This is a genomic window from Cupriavidus sp. FW306-01-F10A (genome assembly GCF_058782785.1).
Map to the genome: position 1 here is coordinate 293,976 of NZ_JBYSYA010000002.1, position 17,927 is coordinate 311,902.

19 protein-coding genes are annotated in these 17,927 nt (G+C 67.0%); 7 read left to right on the forward strand and 12 right to left on the reverse strand.

Annotation, left to right across the window (positions count from 1 at the left end; translation table 11 throughout):
• Positions 1–42: 42 nt before the first annotated feature.
• Positions 43–666, reverse strand: a complete 624-nt coding sequence (gene rimM, locus AC3WLF_RS04375) for a ribosome maturation factor RimM (protein ID WP_051398514.1) — start codon at positions 664–666, stop codon at positions 43–45.
• Positions 667–777: 111 nt separating this feature from the next.
• Positions 778–1,032, reverse strand: coding sequence for a 30S ribosomal protein S16 (gene rpsP / locus AC3WLF_RS04380; protein ID WP_010812927.1), 255 nt, complete (start codon positions 1,030–1,032; stop codon positions 778–780).
• A gap of 152 nt (positions 1,033–1,184) precedes the next feature.
• Between rpsP and AC3WLF_RS04385 the strand changes: the two genes are divergently transcribed.
• From AC3WLF_RS04385 to AC3WLF_RS04405, 5 genes are all read left to right on the forward strand, one after another.
• Positions 1,185–2,312 (forward strand): PQQ-dependent sugar dehydrogenase, encoded by a 1,128-nt coding sequence (locus tag AC3WLF_RS04385; RefSeq protein WP_492321421.1) that lies wholly within the window; start codon positions 1,185–1,187, stop codon positions 2,310–2,312.
• Between the two features lie 153 nt (positions 2,313–2,465).
• Complete coding sequence (locus tag AC3WLF_RS04390; protein ID WP_010812929.1) at positions 2,466–2,867, forward strand: hypothetical protein; 402 nt, start codon at positions 2,466–2,468, stop codon at positions 2,865–2,867.
• A 292-nt stretch (positions 2,868–3,159) separates the two neighbouring features.
• On the forward strand, positions 3,160–3,315 hold the full coding sequence (locus tag AC3WLF_RS04395; protein WP_492321420.1) for a hypothetical protein: 156 nt from the start codon (positions 3,160–3,162) through the stop codon (positions 3,313–3,315).
• 136 nt (positions 3,316–3,451) lie between these two features.
• Entirely contained in the window at positions 3,452–3,943 is a 492-nt protein-coding gene (locus AC3WLF_RS04400) for an NINE protein (protein ID WP_492321419.1), read from the forward strand.
• A 22-nt stretch (positions 3,944–3,965) separates the two neighbouring features.
• On the forward strand, positions 3,966–4,874 hold the full coding sequence (locus tag AC3WLF_RS04405) for a LysR family transcriptional regulator (protein ID WP_492321418.1): 909 nt from the start codon (positions 3,966–3,968) through the stop codon (positions 4,872–4,874).
• 296 nt (positions 4,875–5,170) lie between these two features.
• Here AC3WLF_RS04405 and AC3WLF_RS04410 read toward each other — a convergent pair whose 3' ends face one another.
• On the reverse strand, positions 5,171–6,406 hold the full coding sequence (locus AC3WLF_RS04410) for a PA0069 family radical SAM protein (protein ID WP_492351758.1): 1,236 nt from the start codon (positions 6,404–6,406) through the stop codon (positions 5,171–5,173).
• Complete coding sequence (locus AC3WLF_RS04415; protein ID WP_010812934.1) at positions 6,403–6,906, reverse strand: Lrp/AsnC ligand binding domain-containing protein; 504 nt, start codon at positions 6,904–6,906, stop codon at positions 6,403–6,405. Before AC3WLF_RS04415 ends, AC3WLF_RS04410 begins: the two co-directional genes overlap by 4 nt.
• A gap of 108 nt (positions 6,907–7,014) precedes the next feature.
• Here AC3WLF_RS04415 and AC3WLF_RS04420 point away from each other — a divergent pair, with 108 nt between their 5' ends.
• A complete protein-coding gene (locus AC3WLF_RS04420) occupies positions 7,015–8,319 on the forward strand; it encodes a D-amino acid dehydrogenase (RefSeq protein WP_492357883.1) in 1,305 nt (434 codons plus the stop codon).
• Between the two features lie 77 nt (positions 8,320–8,396).
• On the opposite strand, the gene AC3WLF_RS04425 is transcribed toward AC3WLF_RS04420, so the two are convergent.
• The 8 genes from AC3WLF_RS04425 to AC3WLF_RS04460 all read right to left on the reverse strand — a co-directional run bounded on the left by AC3WLF_RS04425 (position 8,397) and on the right by AC3WLF_RS04460 (position 16,628).
• Positions 8,397–10,181 carry an acyl-CoA dehydrogenase gene (locus AC3WLF_RS04425; RefSeq protein WP_492357884.1) on the reverse strand — a complete coding sequence of 595 codons (1,785 nt, stop codon included), beginning with the start codon at positions 10,179–10,181 and terminating at the stop codon, positions 8,397–8,399.
• A 98-nt stretch (positions 10,182–10,279) separates the two neighbouring features.
• Positions 10,280–11,215 carry an electron transfer flavoprotein subunit alpha/FixB family protein gene (locus tag AC3WLF_RS04430; RefSeq protein WP_492357885.1) on the reverse strand — a complete coding sequence of 312 codons (936 nt, stop codon included), beginning with the start codon at positions 11,213–11,215 and terminating at the stop codon, positions 10,280–10,282.
• 18 nt (positions 11,216–11,233) lie between these two features.
• Positions 11,234–11,983, reverse strand: a complete 750-nt coding sequence (locus tag AC3WLF_RS04435) for an electron transfer flavoprotein subunit beta/FixA family protein (protein ID WP_340523966.1) — start codon at positions 11,981–11,983, stop codon at positions 11,234–11,236.
• A 218-nt stretch (positions 11,984–12,201) separates the two neighbouring features.
• Positions 12,202–12,999 (reverse strand): MetQ/NlpA family ABC transporter substrate-binding protein, encoded by a 798-nt coding sequence (locus AC3WLF_RS04440; RefSeq protein ID WP_492321414.1) that lies wholly within the window; start codon positions 12,997–12,999, stop codon positions 12,202–12,204.
• 47 nt (positions 13,000–13,046) lie between these two features.
• A complete protein-coding gene (locus AC3WLF_RS04445; RefSeq protein ID WP_010812940.1) occupies positions 13,047–13,700 on the reverse strand; it encodes a methionine ABC transporter permease in 654 nt (217 codons plus the stop codon).
• Entirely contained in the window at positions 13,690–14,724 is a 1,035-nt protein-coding gene (locus AC3WLF_RS04450; RefSeq protein WP_492321413.1) for a methionine ABC transporter ATP-binding protein, read from the reverse strand. The genes AC3WLF_RS04445 and AC3WLF_RS04450 overlap by 11 nt, the downstream gene beginning before the upstream one ends.
• Before the next feature lie 164 nt (positions 14,725–14,888).
• On the reverse strand, positions 14,889–15,692 hold the full coding sequence (locus AC3WLF_RS04455; RefSeq protein ID WP_492351754.1) for an enoyl-CoA hydratase: 804 nt from the start codon (positions 15,690–15,692) through the stop codon (positions 14,889–14,891).
• A gap of 12 nt (positions 15,693–15,704) precedes the next feature.
• Positions 15,705–16,628 carry a histone deacetylase family protein gene (locus AC3WLF_RS04460; RefSeq protein ID WP_492357886.1) on the reverse strand — a complete coding sequence of 308 codons (924 nt, stop codon included), beginning with the start codon at positions 16,626–16,628 and terminating at the stop codon, positions 15,705–15,707.
• Between the two features lie 149 nt (positions 16,629–16,777).
• Here AC3WLF_RS04460 and mltB point away from each other — a divergent pair, with 149 nt between their 5' ends.
• Positions 16,778–17,884, forward strand: a complete 1,107-nt coding sequence (mltB, locus tag AC3WLF_RS04465; RefSeq protein WP_340523979.1) for a lytic murein transglycosylase B — start codon at positions 16,778–16,780, stop codon at positions 17,882–17,884.
• Positions 17,885–17,927: the final 43 nt, after the last annotated feature.

Genomic DNA, 17,927 nt, shown 5'->3' on the forward strand with positions numbered 1-17,927 from the left:
CCGCTCTCTCCCTTCCGAACCCCGCACCGCGAAGGCACGGGCTCAGTAATCGAGCCCCCAGTCGACCACGATGCGCTTGCCCGCGGTATCGACCGAGCGCAGGAACGCATCGACAAACGGGATCAGCCGTTCACCGGCCTTGCCGTCAGGGAGCACGCAGGCCACCTGCAGGATCTGGTGGGCACCGTTGTCGATCAGCCCGGACACCTCGCCCAGCAACTCGCCTTGCTCGTTGCTGACGGTGCAGCCGATCAGGTCGACCCAGTAGAACTCATCTTCTTCCGGCGCGGGAAAATCCGCACGCCGGATCCACACGCGACGGCCCTTGAGCGCTTCCGCAAGATTGCGGTCGGCCACGCCGGACGCTTGCGCCACGACGGTGCCGCTGTGCTCGCGCGACTGCGCGATCTTCACGCAGACGGGCTGGGCACGCGACGCATCGGCCGCCACCAGCCCCGCCTGCGGCGGTGCCAGCAGCCACCAGCGGCGGGCATGCAGCAGGGCCGAAGCATCATCGGCATGCGGCAAGACCTTGATCCAGCCGCGGATGCCGTAGGCAGCGCCAATATAGCCGACCTCCACCAGGTCTTCCGGCAGGGGGTCGGCATACAGGAGCGCCGCGGGCAGTTTGCAAGCCTTTTGCGGCTCGCCCTGGGGCTGAACCAGCGGTCGGTTCAGCGGCCGGGCGGCGCCCTGCTTTCGTTCAGTCACGTGTGCAATAAGAACGCGCCCGGCCGGCCGTAAAAACGGCTCGACGGGGCGCGCTGCAGGCGACTATCAGGCAGCAGCCTTGGCGGCGCCTTGCTTGACCAGGCGGGCAACGGTCGGCGACAGCTGGGCGCCAACACCTTGCCAGTAGGCCAGGCGGTCTTGCGCCAGGCGCAGGCCTTCTTCACCTTCCGTAGCCAGCGGGTTGTAGAAACCAACGCGCTCAATGAAACGACCATCGCGACGGTTGCGCGAGTCGGTGGCGACGATGTTGAAGAACGGGCGCTTCTTGCTGCCGCCGCGAGCCAGACGGATAACGACCATGGAATGATTCCTCAGAAAACGGGGTGTTCGAGGACGTTCGAACACGAAACGCAAGAGTATAGCCCAATTACCGAGGCCAAACAAACACTTAGGTGATTGACGCGCGCCTGCCGTGCAGGCATCGTGGCAAAAACCGCGACAGGAGGCCCGACATGCGCCCCGTTCTGCACTTCATGGCCCGCACCTTACGGCCAGCTTCCCTGCTCGCCATTGTACTGCTGGCAGGCACCGGGTCCGCGCCGGCCGCCCTGCCGCTGGACCAGGTCCGGCTGCCGCCTGGTTTCCGCATCGAGGTGCTGACGCAGGACGTGCCGGGCGCACGCGCCATGGCGATGTCGCCGTCGGGCACGCTCTTCGTCGGCTCGCGCAGCGAAGGCAAGGTCTACGCGGTGACCGACGCGCTGGGGGCCCGGCCGCGCGTGCGCACGGTCGCCACCGGGCTGCGCATGCCGGTCGGCGTGGCGTTGCACGACGGCAGCCTGTATGCGTCCTCGCTGTCGAAGATCGTGCGGATCGACCATATCGAGGCCAGCCTCGACCAGCCGCCGGCACCAACGGTGGTGAGCGACCGCTTCCCGACAGACGGGCATCACGGCTGGAAATTCATCGCCTTCGGCCCCGACGGCTACCTCTACGTGCCGGTCGGCGCGCCATGCAATATCTGCGCGCCGGACGAGAACCGCTACGCCAACATCATGAAGATGAAGCCCGACGGCAGCGACCTGCAGGTAGTGGCACGCGGCGTGCGCAACACCGTCGGCTTCGACTGGCACCCGGCCACGCGCGAGCTGTGGTTCACCGACAACGGCCGCGACCGCATGGGCGACGACGTGCCCGACGACGAGCTCAACCGCGCCACCGCTGCCGGCCAGCATTTCGGCTACCCGTACTGCCATGCCGGCACGGTTGCCGATCCCGAATACGGCAGCCAGCGGCCCTGCGCCGAGTTCGTGCCGCCGGTGGCTCGCCTGGGCGCGCACGTCGCGGCCCTGGGCATGCGCTTCTACACCGGCACGCAATTCCCGGCGGCCTACCGCAACAACGTCTTCATTGCCGAGCACGGCAGCTGGGACCGCAGCGAGCCGTCCGGCTACCGCGTGGTCCGCGTGGCGCTGGACGATGCCGGCAAGGCGGTGCGCCAGGAGGTGTTCGCGCAGGGCTGGCTGCGCGGCGGCAGGCCGTGGGGCCGCCCGGTCGACGTCCTGGTTGCGCCGGACGGTTCGCTGCTGGTCAGCGACGACCTTGCCGGGGCCATTTACCGCATCCGCTACCGACCCTGAATCCCGCTGAAAACCCCACGGAACGGGGGTCTGGGTGGCCGAAACAATCCGTTACACCGGTAACGGGATTGGCATAGGCGCCCCGATGGCCCATGCGTACCATGAACCCATCTTCCAACAGCAACACAGCGCGTCAGGAACCTGGGAATCCGCATGCTCACCCGCTCTCTCCTGCGCGACCTGGTGGCTGGCATCCTGGTGGCCTCGGGCCTGGTCGGCGCGGTTGCCACCAGCCATGCCCAGGTCGCGTTCTGGCAACAAGTACGGCCCGATAGCCGGTCCGCACGGATGCAGCCGCAGCCCCGCGACGGCTGGCAGATGGCCAGCGTGCGCGCCGAGAGCCGCGAGCACGTGCAAGCCCAGATCGACCGCATGGAGGCACGTGCCCGTGCCGACGATCGCCTGAGCGGGCGCCGCGCCGCACTGGCTGGTGCCCGCGACGACAACCGCGGCCGGGGCCAGGAACGCGACAACCCCAATGAAGCCCGCAACGACTCCCGGCCAGGCAACGTCGGCCCCGGCTGGCAGGCACGTGGCCGCGACAATGGCCGATAAAGGTCACTGCTGACGGCTGTCGGCACACCCCCGCCCGTCGCCGCACTGCCCAACGGTCTTGCGGCGGTTCGCGGAACTCCGCCCCCGCTCCCCCGGTCTCTATTCAAGTGTGCGCCCCGCTTTGCGGGTGCCACGCACAGGCTGCCGCCCGGCGCTGCCCGGGGCTCACAGCGTGCCGTCCAGTGCAGACGGCAATCGAACTGACCTGCCTCTGCCCGACACCTCCTGCCGGACCCGATCAAGACGGCCCGGGCGCAGCCTCCAGAAAGACAATAATTCTGTGAGGTTTGTCATGTCACCCCTTCTTAGCGACCTGGCCGAACACGCGGGCCAGTTATCGCTGTCAATCCTGTTCATGGGCCTCCTGACCCTGGTCCTCTACGGCGAAACCCATATCAGCGAGCACGCGGTGGCCTTCCTGGACGGCCTGCAGTCCGGCTGGCATTAGCGCCGTCCTGCGCGTCTTCTGACGCACTTCCCTTTCTTGCGCTGACTGCCGGCGTACAATGTGGGCCGGCCGGTACCCGTGTGCCGCCGTTCCTGTGCCGGTGCATTGCCGGCCCGCAACCGCCGGAAATCCGACCATGCCTGCAGCCACGCCAGCCCGCCATGCCTCCACGCTCGCCTCGCCGCCCGCCCGCGGCAAATCGAAGCTGCTGACCGTGGCGCTGGCGTTCCTGTGCGGCAGCCTGGGCGCGCATCGCTTCTACCTGGGCGGCCTGCGCGATCCGTATGGCTGGGTGCACCTGCTGGCGCTGCTGGCAGGCGCGCTCGGCGTGGCCTCGATGGCGACCGGCGCGGGCAGCCCGGCGCTGAACTGGACCTTCGCCGTCGCCGGCGGAGCCTCCGTCATCAGCGCCTTCCTGGCGGCCATCGTCTACGGGCTGCGCCCGGACGACAAATGGGACGCACGCTTCAACCAACTCGGCAAACCTACACGCTCCGGCTGGCCGGTAGTGATCCTGGTGATCCTGTCGCTGCTGATCGGCACCGGCCTGCTGATGGCAGGGCTGGCGATCAGTTTCCAGACCTTCTTCGAATCGCAGGTCGAGGCCGCCCGCGCGTTGTCGCAATAGCGGCCGCGGCGGCATTGGCGCCGTGCATTTCGACCTGCTCGACATTGCCGTCTTCGTCCGCGCCGCGGCGCTGGGCAACCTGTCGGCCGCCGCACGCGACCTGGGCTTGTCCACCTCCAGCGCCAGCGCCCGCCTGGGCCGGCTGGAACAGTCGCTGGGCAGCCGCCTGCTGCATCGCACCACACGGCGGCTGGCACTCACCGCCGACGGCGAGCGCTTCCTGCCGCATGCGGAGCAGTTGCTTGCCACCGCGGATCTGGCCAGCGCATCGGTCGGCACCAGCGCCGAGCGCCCGCGCGGGCAGTTGCGCGTGACCGCGCCGGCGTCCTTCGGGCGCCAGCATGTCTCGCCAGCGCTGCCCGAATTCCTCGCCGCCTATCCCGATATCGCGCTTGACCTGCGCCTGACCGACCAGGTGATCGGACTGGTCGATGCCAGCATCGACGTGGCGCTGCGCATGGGCGTGCTGCCCGATTCCACGCTGGTGGCACGCGCGCTCGCACCCAGCCACCGCGTGATCTGCGCCTCACCCGCCTACCTGCAGCGCCACGGCGTGCCGCGCCACCCGGACGACCTGCGCCAGCACAACTGCCTGGTGCTGGCCGACCAGTCGGCGTGGCGCTTCAATACGCCACTGGGCGAGACCGTGGTGCACGTGCGCGGCAACCTGCGCGTGGATAACGGCGAAGTGCTGCGCGACGCGGTGGTGGCCGGCGTCGGCATCTCGCTCAAGTCGACCTGGGATGTGGGCCCGCTGTTGCGCAGCGGCGCGCTCGTGACAGTACTGGACGAATACCCGGTGGTGCCGGCAGTGTCGATCTGGGCAGTGTTTCCCAGCCGGCACCTGGTACCGCCCAAGACACGCGCCTTCGTGGATTTCTTCGCCGAGCGCTTCGGCAACCCGCCCTATTGGGACCGGCCCGATACCTAGAGCGCACTGCGCGCTTGCGCACGATCAAGGCCGGCGCAAACGGCGGTTCTCCTTTCCGCCAATTCGCCCATACTGGTAGAGCCGTCCGATTCCGGCGGCGTCACGCGCGGCGGGGCCACACCCTGGCGCAAAGGAGCAAGCATCGACATGCCAACCTATGAGGAAGGACGCCTGGCGGCGATCGCTGTCAGGCTGGCGCTGTCCTCGGGACTGCCGCCATCGAGCGCGAAGGCCGCGCTGGAACTCGCCAGCAGCATGATCGGCGACCAGCAGGCCACCGAACGCGCCCGGAAGACTCAGAACAGCGAACCCTGCGGATCGTCCTTGCCGCGGGGCCCCCTGACTGGCGGGCGGAAACGCGACGTATCCAGCTCGAACCGGTTGTAACGAAACCCTAGCCGTTCGGCGGCCTTGTAGAAACGCTGACGCAGCAAGTCCGCCCACACGCCCGTACCGCGCATGCGCGAGGCAAAGCTGGCATCGTAGGCTTTGCCCTCGCGCATGTCGCGCACGCGGTTCATCACCCGTTCCGCGCGCTCGGGAAAATGCGCCAGCAGCCATTCCTCGAACAGCGGCCGCACTTCCCAGGGCAGCCGCAGCACGATGTAGTTTGCATAGACGGCGCCCGCTTCGTGCGCCGCTTCCAATACACGCTCAAGGTCGGGTTCGGTGACGAACGGGATCACCGGGGCGATGCTCACACCCACCGGGATGCCGGCGTCGGTCAGCGTGCGGATGGTGCGCAGCCGGCGTGACGGCGTGGCCGCGCGCGGCTCCAGCGTGCGCGCGATGCCAGCGTCCAGCGTGGTGATGGTGACCGCCGCCACCGCCAGCCGCTTCGCCGCCATCGGCGCGAGCAGGTCGATATCGCGCTCGATCAGAGACGACTTGGTAATCAGCGCCACCGGGTGGTCGCACTCGTTCAGCACCTCCAGCACGCCGCGCGTGATGCGCTGTTCGCGCTCGATCGGCTGGTAGGCGTCGGTGTTGACGCCCAGCGCGATGGTCTCGCAGCGGTACGACGGCCGTGCCAGCGCCTCGCGCAGCCGCTCGGCGGCGTTGGTTTTGGCATAAAGCTGCGTTTCAAAGTCCAGCCCCGGCGACAGGTCCAGGTAGGCGTGCGTCGGCCGGGCGAAGCAGTAGATGCAGCCGTGCTCGCAACCGCGGTAGGGGTTGAGCGAGACATCGAACGGGATGTCGGGCGATGCATTGCGCGTCAGGACCGAACGGGCGCGCTCGATATGGACTTCCGTGCGCAGCGGCGGCAGCGGGGCTGCCTCCGGCGACGATGCGGCTTCGGTGGTACGCGGCGCCTCTTCCGGTGCACTGCCCCAGCCATCGTCGAACGCTTCACGCAGGTCGCGCTCGAAACGCCCCTGCAGGTTGCTCACGGCGCCCCGGCCCTTGCGCGCCACGGGCGGCCGCGGGCCTGCCTGCGGCGCGAGCGCGTCGGGGTCGGCGTCGGGCCGCGTCGGGCGGCTGCTGGCGGGCTTGGGTTTTGGCGGGGGGCGCTCCATGCTGGCCTTGGTCATACTGCCTGGCTCTTCTCCTCGACGGAAATCGCCAGCGTCTCCTTGATCTCTTCCATCACCACATAGCTTTTCGACTGCGCTGCCCCGGGCAGCTGCAGCAGGATGTCGCCCAGCAGCCGGCGGTATTCACCGATCTCGCGGATGCGCGCCTTGATCAGGTAGTCGAAATCGCCCGATACCAGGTGACATTCCAGCACTTCCGGGATACGCAGCACCTCGCGCCGGAACTGCTCGAACATATTGCCCGACTTGTTGCCCAGCGAGATCTCGACGAACACCAGCAGCGCGCTGCCCAGCAGCGCCGGGTTCAGCCGCGCGTAGTAGCCCATGATGACACCATCGCGCTCCAGGCGCTTGACGCGCTCGATGCAGGGCGTGATGGTCAGGCCGACCGCCTCGGCCAGGTCCTTCATCGACATCCGGCCGTCGCTCTGCAGCGCCGTCAGGATCTTGCGGTCGAGCCGGTCGAGGGTGCGCATGGGCTGGCGACTCGTTCTCATGAGTTTTTCCTGTTTTCCTGAGAAATTCGATAACAATGACTGGATTGGATTCAATAGTATAGAGATAAATCCTTTATCAACTTGTCACCGCAGTTGGAGCCCCCGGACATGCGCGTTCTCGTACTAGGCAGCGGCGTTATTGGCGTCACCAGTGCGTGGTATCTGGCCAAGGCCGGTCACGAAGTGACCGTCGTCGACCGCGAGGCCGGGCCCGCGCTCGGCACCAGCTTTGCCAACGCGGGGCAGATCTCGCCCGGCTATGCGTCGCCGTGGGCGGCGCCGGGCGTACCGCTGAAGGCGATCAAGTGGATGTTCCAGGAACACGCGCCGCTCAGCATCCGTCCGGACGGCACGCTGTTCCAGCTGCAATGGATGTGGCAGATGCTGCAGAACTGCAGCGCCGAACGCTACGCCGTCAACAAGGAGCGCATGGTGCGGCTGGCCGAATACAGCCGCGACTGCATCCGCGCGCTGCGCGCGGAGACGGGCATCGCTTATGAAGGCCGCCAGCAAGGCACGCTGCAGGTGTTCCGCACCGACGAGCAGCTGCAAGGCGCGGCCAAGGACATCGCCGTGCTGGAAGAAGCCGGCGTGCCTTACCAGTTGCTTTCGCGCGAGGAACTCGCCGCGAGCGAACCGGCGCTGGCCGCCGTCCGCCACAAGCTGGCCGGCGGCCTGCGCCTCCCCAACGATGAAACCGGCGACTGCGCGCTGTTTACGCAACGGCTCGCGGGCATGGCCGAGCTGCTGGGCGTGAAACTCCTGTACAACCGCTCGATCGACAGCCTGATGACCCAGGGCGATGCCGTCACCGGCGCCGTGGTCGACGGCCAGCCGATGGATGCCGACCTGGTGGTGGTGGCGCTGGGCAGCTGGTCGACGCAACTGGTCAAGCCGTTCCTGCATGGCATGTCCAACCTGCCGGTGTATCCGCTCAAGGGCTTCTCGATCACGGTGCCGCTGAGCGATCCGTCGCGCAGCCCGGTGTCCACCGTTCTGGACGAAACCTACAAGGTTGCCATCACCCGCTTCGACGACCGCATCCGGGTGGGCGGCATGGCGCAGATCGTCGGCTATGACCGCAGCCTGGATCCGGCCAAGCGCCGCACGCTCGAACACGTGGTCACCGACCTGTTCCCGGGCGCCGGCGATGTCAGCCAGGCCACCTTCTGGACCGGCCTGCGCCCGATGACGCCGGATGGCACGCCGATCGTGGGCCCGACCCAGGTGCGCGGCCTGTGGCTGAACACCGGCCACGGCACGCTCGGCTGGACCATGGCCTGCGGCTCGGGCAAGCTGCTCTCGGACCTGGTCTCGGGCACCTCGCCGGCGATCCGCGCCGACGACCTGTCGGTGGGCCGCTACCTGAAGCCGGCGCGCCATCGCCTGACGCCCAGGCCGGCCACTGCCTGAAGCAGGCGCTGCCTCGATAAGCAAAAAGGGCGACCCCGCGGGGCCGCCCTTCTTCTTTCCGGCGACTGTCAGGCCGCTCAGAACTGCTCGGCCGTCATCGCATTCACCGGTGCCGCACCACTGACGATGGCATCGCGCAAAGCCGACGCCTGCGACAGGATGTGCTCCGCAAAGAAATGCGCGGTGGCGATCTTGGCGTCATAAAAGCCCGGATCCTCGGCCCGCTTCGCATCGGCGGCCAGCATCGCACGACCGAACTGCCAGCCAGAGAACACGATGCCGCACAGCTTCAGGTAAGGCACACTGCCGGCAAAGACGGCGTTCGGGTCCGACTTGGCATTGGCCACGACAAACGCCACCACGTCTTCCAGCGCCGCGCGGCCCTTGGCCAACTGCGACTGCACAGCGGTGAACGCAGCGCAGCCATGCTTGCCCAGCGCAGCCTCGGTCTCGGCGATCTGCGCACAGATCGCACGCGCCACGGCGCCGCCGTCGCGTACGGTCTTGCGGCCGATCAGGTCGTTGGCCTGGATTGCCGTGGTGCCTTCGTAGATCGGCAGGATGCGCGCATCGCGGTAGTGCTGCGCCGCGCCGGTTTCCTCGATAAAGCCCATGCCGCCGTGCACCTGCACGCCCAGGCTGGTGACATCGATCGACAGCTCGGTGCTCCAGCCCTTCACCACCGGCACCAGGAACTCATAGAAGGCCTGGTTCTGCTGGCGCACCGCTTCGTCGGGATGCTGGTGCGCCGCGTCGCTGGCGGCCGCGGCCACGTAGGCCACGGCGCGCGCGCCTTCGGTCAGCGCGCGCATGGTCATCAGCATGCGCTTGACGTCCGGGTGGTGGATGATGGTCACCGCCTCGCGCGCCGAACCATCGACCGGGCGGCTCTGCACGCGCTCGCGCGCAAAGGCCACCGCCTGCTGGTAGGCGCGTTCGGACACGGCGATGCCCTGCATGCCGACCGAGAAGCGTGCCGAGTTCATCATGATGAACATGTACTCGAGGCCACGGTTCTCTTCGCCGACCAGCGTGCCGGTGGCGCCGCCATGGTCGCCGAACTGCAGCACGGCCGTGGGACTCGCCTTGATGCCCAGCTTGTGCTCGATCGAGACGCAATGCACGTCGTTGCGCTCACCGGTGCTGCCGTCGGCGTTGACCATGAACTTCGGCACGATGAACAGCGAGATGCCCTTGACGCCCTCGGGCGCGGTGGGCGTGCGCGCCAGCACGAGATGGACGATGTTCTTCGCCATGTCATGCTCGCCGTAGGTGATGAAGATCTTGGTGCCGAACACCTTGTAGGTGCCGTCGCCCTGCGGCTCGGCGCGGGTGCGCACCGCGGCCAGGTCCGAGCCGGCCTGCGGCTCGGTCAGGTTCATGGTGCCGGTCCACTCGCCCGAGATCAGCTTGGGCAGGAAGGTGGCCTTCTGCTCATCCGTGCCGGCCGTCAGCAGCGCTTCGATGGCACCATCGGTCAGCAGCGGGCACAGCGCGAACGACAGGTTCGCGGTGTTCAGCATCTCGTTGCAGGCGGTGGCGACCAGCTTGGGCAGGCCCTGGCCGCCAAACTCCTGCGGATGCAGCACGCCCTGCCAGCCGCCCTCGCCGAACTGGCGGAAGGCCTCCTTGAAGCCGGGCGTGGTGGTGACCACGCCGTCCTTCCAGCTGCTCGGGTCCAGGTCGCCGGCGCGGTTCAGCGGCGCGACGACCTGCTCGTTGAACTTGGCGGCCTCGTCCAGCACTGCCTCGGCCGTTTCCGGCGTGGCTTCCTCGAAGCCCGGCAGTTTGCTCACGGCCTCTAGCCCGGCCAGCTCGTTCATGACGAACAGCATGTCCTTGATCGGCGCACGGTAAGTCATCGATGTCTCCCAACATGTATGAAAAAGCCGTTCGCGGGTCACCCCCGGAACGGCTCGTACTTGCTACCAGTGCCGGCCGCCTGGCGGCCGGCAAGGCATCAGCCCAGTGCTGCCACCAGCTCCGGCACCACGGTGTTCAGGTCGCCCACCAGGCCGTAGTCGGCCACGGAGAAGATCGGGGCTTCGGCATCCTTGTTGATCGCGACGATCACCTTGGAGTCCTTCATGCCGGCCAGGTGCTGGATCGCGCCGGAGATGCCGACGGCGATGTACAGCTGCGGCGCGACGATCTTGCCGGTCTGGCCGACCTGGTAGTCGTTCGGCACGAAGCCGGCGTCCACGGCGGCGCGCGAGGCACCCAGCGCGGCGCCCAGCTTGTCGGCCAGCGGCGTCAGCACCTTGGCGTAGTTCTCGCCCGAACCCACGCCACGGCCACCCGAGACGATGATCTTGGCGGCGGTCAGTTCCGGACGGTCGCTCTTGGCCACTTCGCGCGAAACAAACTGCGAAACGCCTGCGTCGGCCACGGCCGGCAGGGTCTCGACGGCAGCCGAGCCACCTTCGGCTGCGGCGGCGTCAAAGGCGGTGCCGCGCACGGTGATGACCTTGATCTTGTCTTCCGACTTGACCGTGGCAATGGCGTTGCCGGCGTAGATCGGGCGCTCGAACGTGTCCGGGGCGTCGACCTTGGAGATTTCCGAGATCTGGGCCACGTCCAGCTTGGCAGCCACGCGCGGCAGGATGTTCTTGCCGTACGGGGTGGCCGGAGCCAGGATGTGCGAGTAGTCGTTGGCGATGGCCAGCGCCTGCTCGGCCACGTTCTCGGCCAGGCCGTCACCGAAGTAAGGGGCGTCGGCCAGCAGGACCTTGGTCACGCCGGCGATCTTGGCGGCGGCATCGGCCGCGGCCTTGGCGTTGGCACCAGCCACCAGCACGTGCACGTCGCCGCCGCACTGGGCAGCGGCAGTCACGGTGTTCAGCGTGGCGGCCTTGATGGATTGATTGTCGTGTTCAGCAATGACGAGTGCAGTCATGTTATTTCTCCCCCGCGCTCAGATAACCTTGGCTTCGTTCTTCAGCTTCTGCACCAGCGTCGCGACGTCCGGCACCATCACACCCGCGCTGCGCTTGGCAGGCTCGACCACCTTCAGGGTCGACAGGCGCGGCTTGACGTCGACGCCGAGGTCTTCCGGCTTGACGGTATCGAGCTGCTTCTTCTTGGCCTTCATGATGTTCGGCAGCGTCACGTAGCGCGGCTCGTTCAGGCGCAGGTCGGTCGTGACCACGGCCGGCAGCTTGAGCGACAGCGTTTCCAGGCCGCCATCGACTTCACGCGTCACCGAGGCCTTGCCATCGGCAACCACCACCTTCGAGGCAAACGTGGCTTGCGGCAGGCCGGCGAGCGCGGCCACCATCTGGCCAGTCTGGTTGGAGTCGTCGTCGATGGCCTGCTTGCCCAGGATCACCAGTTGCGGCTGTTCCTTGTCGATCAGCGCCTTCAGCAGCTTGGCCACGGCCAGCGGTTGCAGGTCTTCGTTCGATTCCACCAGGATGCCGCGGTCGGCACCGATGGCCATCGCGGTGCGCAGGGTTTCCTGGCACTGCGTGACACCGCACGAGACGGCGATCACTTCGGTGGCAACGCCGGCTTCCTTCAGGCGCACGGCCTCTTCCACGGCGATTTCGTCGAAGGGGTTCATGCTCATCTTCACGTTGGCCAGATCGACGCCACTGCCGTCCGGCTTGACGCGGACCTTGACGTTGTAATCCACCACCCGCTTGACTGCGACGAGTACTTTCATGCGCTCACTCCACTGATAGCTGATAGTCAGAAATATTGTTCGCTCGTCATTATAACCACCGGGTTGGCGGCTCTCCTGTTTTTCGAACGATCGTACTATTTTATCGGCAAAATGATGCCGGGCATAGCCCGGCAGATCCCAGCCGTCCAGCGATTGTGCCGCAAACCGGGGCTTGCGGGCATCGTCTGATTGGATGAAAACCTCAAAGTGACGCCGGCTTACCAGGCGGTAATGACCGAGTCCTTGAAGGTCGATGTGACGTATTGCTTGATTTCCGGCGAATGGTAGGCCTTCACCAGCTTGGCCACCCAGGGCTTGCTCTTGTCGGCCTCGCGGATCGCGATCAGGTTAGCATAAGGACCCTTCGGGCCTTCGATGGCGATGGCGTCCTTGACGGGCGACAGGCCGGCCGATTCCGCGTAGTTGCCGTTGATGGCGGCGGCATCCAGGTCATCCAGCGAGCGCGGCAGCTGCGCGGCGTCCAGCTCGACGATGCGGATCTTCTTCGGGTTCTCGACGATGTCCAGCGGCGTGGCCTTCAGGCCGGCGTTGGGCTTTAGCTTGATCACGCCCTTGCTCTGCAGCAGCAACAGGCCGCGCCCGCCGTTGGTGGGATCGTTGGGCACGCCCACGCGCGCGCCCTGCTTGAGCTGGTCGAGCGACTTGATCTTCTTGGAGTACACGCCCATCGGGAAGGTCACGGTATAGGCGATATGCGCGAACTTGTAGCCGCGGTCCTTGATCTGGGCTTCCAGGTACGGCAGGTGCTGGTAGCTGTTGGCGTCCAGGTCGCCGGCAGCCAGCGCGGCGTTGGGCTGGATGTAGTCGCTGAACTCGACCACCTGGATGTTCAGGCCGTCCTTGGCGGCGACCTTCTTCACCTGCTCCATGATCTGGGCGTGCGGGCCGCCGGTCACGCCGATCTTGATCGGCTTTTCCTGGGCGACGGCGCCAGTGGCCAGCGTTGCGCCGATCGCGGCGCCGAGAATCCATTGCAGCAGGTTGCGACGTTGCATGATATGCGTTCCTGTTTCAGAAAATAATTGGCTTGGGCAGTGGCTGACTAGCGGTGGCTGATACGGCGGACAAGCCAGTCGCCGAAACTCTGCACGGCCTGCACGAACACGATCAGGATCACCACCACCGCCACCATGACCTCGGTGATATAGCGCTGGTAGCCGTAGCGGATGCCCAGGTCGCCCAGGCCGCCGCCGCCGATCGCGCCGGCCATGGCCGAATAGCCGACCAGGCTGACAAAGGTGATGGTCAGGCCGGCGACGATGCCGGGCATGGCCTCGGGCAGCAGCACCTTCCACACGATCTGGCGGGTGGTGGCGCCCATCGACTGGGCGGCCTCGACCAGGCCCTTGTCGACCTCGCGCAGCGCGCTTTCCACCAGGCGCGCGATAAACGGGATCGCCGCGATGGTCAGCGGCACGATCGCCGCGGTGGTGCCGATCGACGACCCGACGATAAAGCGCGTGAACGGGATCACCACCACCAGCAGGATGATGAACGGGATCGAGCGCACCGCATTGACCACCACGCCGATGCTGCGGTTGAACAGCGGATGCGACAACACGCCGCCGCGGTTGGTCAGGTGCAGCAGCACGCCCAGCGGCACGCCCAGCAACGAGCCGACCACGCCCGAGATTGCCACCATCAGCAGGGTCTCGTTGAACGAGGTCAGGAACAGGTCAAACATTTCAGACCACATGCTCGAACTCCTCCACCACGACGCCTTGCGCCTGCAGGTATTCCATCGCCGCCTTCACGTCGGCCAGTTCGCCCGTGGCCATGATCGCCAGCGAGCCGAAGGCCTGGCCCTGGATCTCGTCGATATGGCCATGCAGGATATTGAAGTCCAGCCCGTAGCGGCGGATCGCCTGGGCCAGCACCGGCTGGTCCACGCCCTCGCCGGTGAAGGCAAGGCGGTAGACGTGGTCGCGCCCGTTGCCCAGCCGGCTTTCCACGCGCTTGAGCACGCTGGCCGGCAGTTCCTGCGAGATGACGTCGCCGATCATGGCGCGGGTGACGTCGTGCTGCGGGCGCAGGAATACGTCGATCACGCGCCCGGTCTCCACCACCTGGCCGGCTTCAAGCACGGCCACGCGGTCGCAGACCTGCTTGATGACTTCCATCTGGTGCGTGATCATCACGATGGTCAGGCCCAGGTCGCGGTTAATTTGCTTGAGCAGATCCAGGATGGAGCGGGTGGTTTCGGGGTCCAGCGCGGAAGTGGCCTCGTCCGACAGCAGCACCTTGGGCTTGCTGGCCAGCGCACGCGCAATGCCCACGCGCTGCTTCTGCCCGCCGCTGATCTGCGCCGGATAGCGGTCCTTCAACGCCGACAGGCCCACCAGGTCCAGCAGCGGCAGCACCGTCGCGGCGATCTCGGCCTTGGGCTTGCCGGCCAGTTCCAGCGGCAGCGCCACGTTCTCATACACCGTGCGCGAAGACAGCAGGTTGAAGTGCTGGAAGATCATGCCGATCTCGCGGCGTGCCAGGCGCAGCGCGCCCGTGTCCAGCGCGGTCAGTTCCTGGCCCGCGACGATCACGCGGCCGCTCGAGGGCCGGTTCAACAGGTTGATGGCGCGTACCAGCGTGCTCTTGCCGGCGCCGCTGCGGCCGATAATGCCGAAGACCTCGCCCGCCGCTATCGACAGGCTGACGTCCCGCAATGCATGCACGTCGCCAGACGCGCCCGGGAAGCGCTGCGACAGTCCTTGCAGTTCGATCATGGAAAGGTGACCAAAAGAAAACGGCAACAGGCGAGGGATCTCCAGCGCTGTTGCCGCTCGTTATTTTTCTGAAGCGCGTATTTTATGCGATTCGCTTCATACCATAAACGACTTTTTACCGATGTCTTTATACGCTCCCGGCATATAAACGCCCAAAAAGTCGCCTATGAGCCACGCCAGGACGGCGAGCGCTTGTCAATGAAGGCCTGCACCCCCTCCAGCGCCGACTCGTCCATCATGTTGCAGGCCATGGTCTGGCCGGCGAGCTGGTAGGCGGCCTCGATGCCCATTTCCAGCTGGCGGTAGAACAGGCCCTTGCCGGCGGCCACCGCGGCGGCCGGCTTGGCGCAGATGCTGGCGGCCAGGCGCGCCACCTCTTCGTCGAGCTGGCCAGCGGGCACCACCCGGTTCACCAGCCCGCGCTCGCGGGCGGTTTCGGCGTCGATCATGTCGCCGGTCAGCAGCATCTCCATCGCCTGCTTGCGATGCAGGTTGCGCGACAACGCCACCCCGGGCGTCGAGCAGAACAGGCCCAGGTTGACGCCGGACACCGCAAAGCGCGCATCGTCGGCGGCCACCGCAAGGTCGCACATGGCCACCAGCTGGCAGCCCGCCGCCGTGGCGATGCCCTGCACGCGCGCGAGCACCGGCTGCGGCATCTTCTGGATCGCCATCATCATGCGCGTGCAGCGGTCGAACAGGCGCCGGTAGTAGTCGTGCGACGGCGAGGCCCGCATCTCGCGCAGGTCGTGCCCGGCGCAGAAGGCCTTGCCGGCGCCAGCCAGCACCACCACGCGCACGGTGTGGTCCGACGCCAGCCGGCCGAGAGCGTCGGTCAGCGCGTCGAGCAGCGTTTCTGACAGCGCATTGAACGCCTGCGGCCGATTCATGGTCAGTCGCACCACGCCCGCGGCATCGCGCGTTTCGGTCAGCAGCGGCGCGTCCACGCGCGCATCGTTCTCGGCCATGGCCATGCTCTCCTATCGTTCCAGCAGCACCTTCAGGTGCGCCAGTACGCTGCGGCCCAGCGCGCTCAGGTTGTAGCCCCCCTCCAGGCAGCTGACGATGCGGCCCTGTGCATGGGCGCGCGCAACGTCCACCAGCTGGCCGGTGATCCAGGCGTAGTCCTGCTCCACCAGGCCCATCTGGCCCAGGTCGTCCTCGCGGTGCGCGTCAAAGCCGGCGGAGATAAACAGCATCTGCGGGCGGAACTCATTGAGCCGCGGCAGCCAGATGGTCTCGACCACTTCGCGCACGGCCATGCCGTTGGTATAGGCCGGCAGCGGGATGTTGACCATATTGGGAGCAAGATGCTCGGTGCCGCTGTACGGATAGAACGGGTGCTGGAAGATGCTGCACATCATCACCTGCTCGTCGCCACGGAATGCCGCTTCGGTGCCGTTGCCGTGGTGCACGTCGAAATCGATGATGGCCACGCGCTCCAGCCCGTGCGCCCGCAGCGCGTGGCGCGCGGCGATGGCGACGTTGTTGTAGAAGCAGAAGCCCATGGCGCGGTCAGGCTCGGCGTGGTGGCCGGGCGGGCGCACGCAGCAGAACGCGTTCTCGAACTCGCCCGCGATCACCGCATCGGTGGCCGCCACCGCCGCGCCCGCGGCCAGCGTGGCGGCGGCGAGCGTGTGCGAGTTCATCGAGGTATCCGGATCGATCGCGTGATAGCCGCTGGCCGGGCTGGCGCGTTCGAGCGAATCGACATAGTCGGGCCGGTGCACGCGCTCAAGCTGCTCGCGCGTGGCGGGCGCGGCTTCGCGGCGCTCCAGCAGCCCGTCCAGGCCGTGCGAAATCAGGTGATCCTCGATCGCCTGAAGGCGTTCCGGGCACTCCGGATGGAAATGCCCCATCTCGTGCCGCTGGAACTCGGGGTGCGTGTAATAGCCTGTCGGCATCTCTTATCGTCGCGATGTTGTCTCCAATCGCTACGTTAGCACACGCCAGCCCAAGCCACCCAGCGGCGCCGGCGCGCGATGTCGTGACGGCTTGCCCATAGTTGCCGCAGTGGCATCCGCTATACTCGGTGCGACTTGCAAAGGACATCATGACCGACACCCAGCGCTCACTGCGACGCCCCCTGCTGGGCGCCGCGCTTTCCGCTGCCGCACTCGGACTCTGCGGCCTCTCCCCCAGCCTGCTCGCCGCGGGCAAGCGCCGCGTCAGCATGCGCGAGGAAGAGATCGAACCCGGCCGCTACCGCGACAATCCGCAGACCCGCGCATTTATCGACGAGATGGTGGCCCGCCACCGCCTTGACCGTGGCATGCTGCAGGAGTGGTTTGGCCAGGCGGTCTATTCCGCCACCGTGGTGCGCCTGATCATGCCGCCCGCCACCACCGGCCGCAAAAGCTGGCGCACCTACCGCTCGCGCTTTATCGAGCCGATCCGCATCAACGCGGGCGTGCGCTTCTGGCAGGACAACCGCGACACGCTGCGCCGCGCCGAAGCCGAGTTCGGCGTGCCGGCATCGGTCATCGTCGGCATCATCGGCGTGGAAACCATCTATGGCCGCGACATGGGCACCTTCCGCGTGCTCGATTCGCTGTCCACGCTCGCCTTCGACTACCCGGACACGCCCAACCGCGAAGCCCGCACCACGCTGTTCCGCAACCAGCTGGCCGACTACCTGCTGTGGTGCCGCGACACCCGCACCGACGTGTACTCGGTGCTGGGCTCCTTCGCGGGCGCGATCGGCATCCCGCAGTTCATGCCGACCAGCCTGCGCGAATACGCCATCGACTACGACAACAACGGCCGCATCGACCTGCGCAACAGCCCTACCGATGCCATCGGCAGTGTCGCGCGCTTCCTCCAGCTGCACGGCTGGGAGCCGGGCCGCCCGGTGGTGTGGCGCATTGCCGGCGACGCCGGCAGCCTGGGTGTCGCCACCGCGGCGGCCGACGGCGAGCCGTGGCCAACGCGCACGCTCAACCAGCTGACCCGCGCCGGCCTGCGCGTGGACGAGCCGATCGACCCCGCGCGCGAAGGCGAGACCGGCGTGCTGGTGGTGGACTTGCCCACCCCCGACCAGCCCACGGAGTACCTGCTCGGCCTGCGCAACTTCTACGTGCTGACGCGCTACAACCGCAGCTTCTTCTATGCGCTGGCGGTGTACCAGCTGGGCGAGGCGGTCAAGGCGGCGATGGGCTGACGCCAGCTGCCCGCCAAAGCAAGAAAGGCCTCGCATTTGCGAG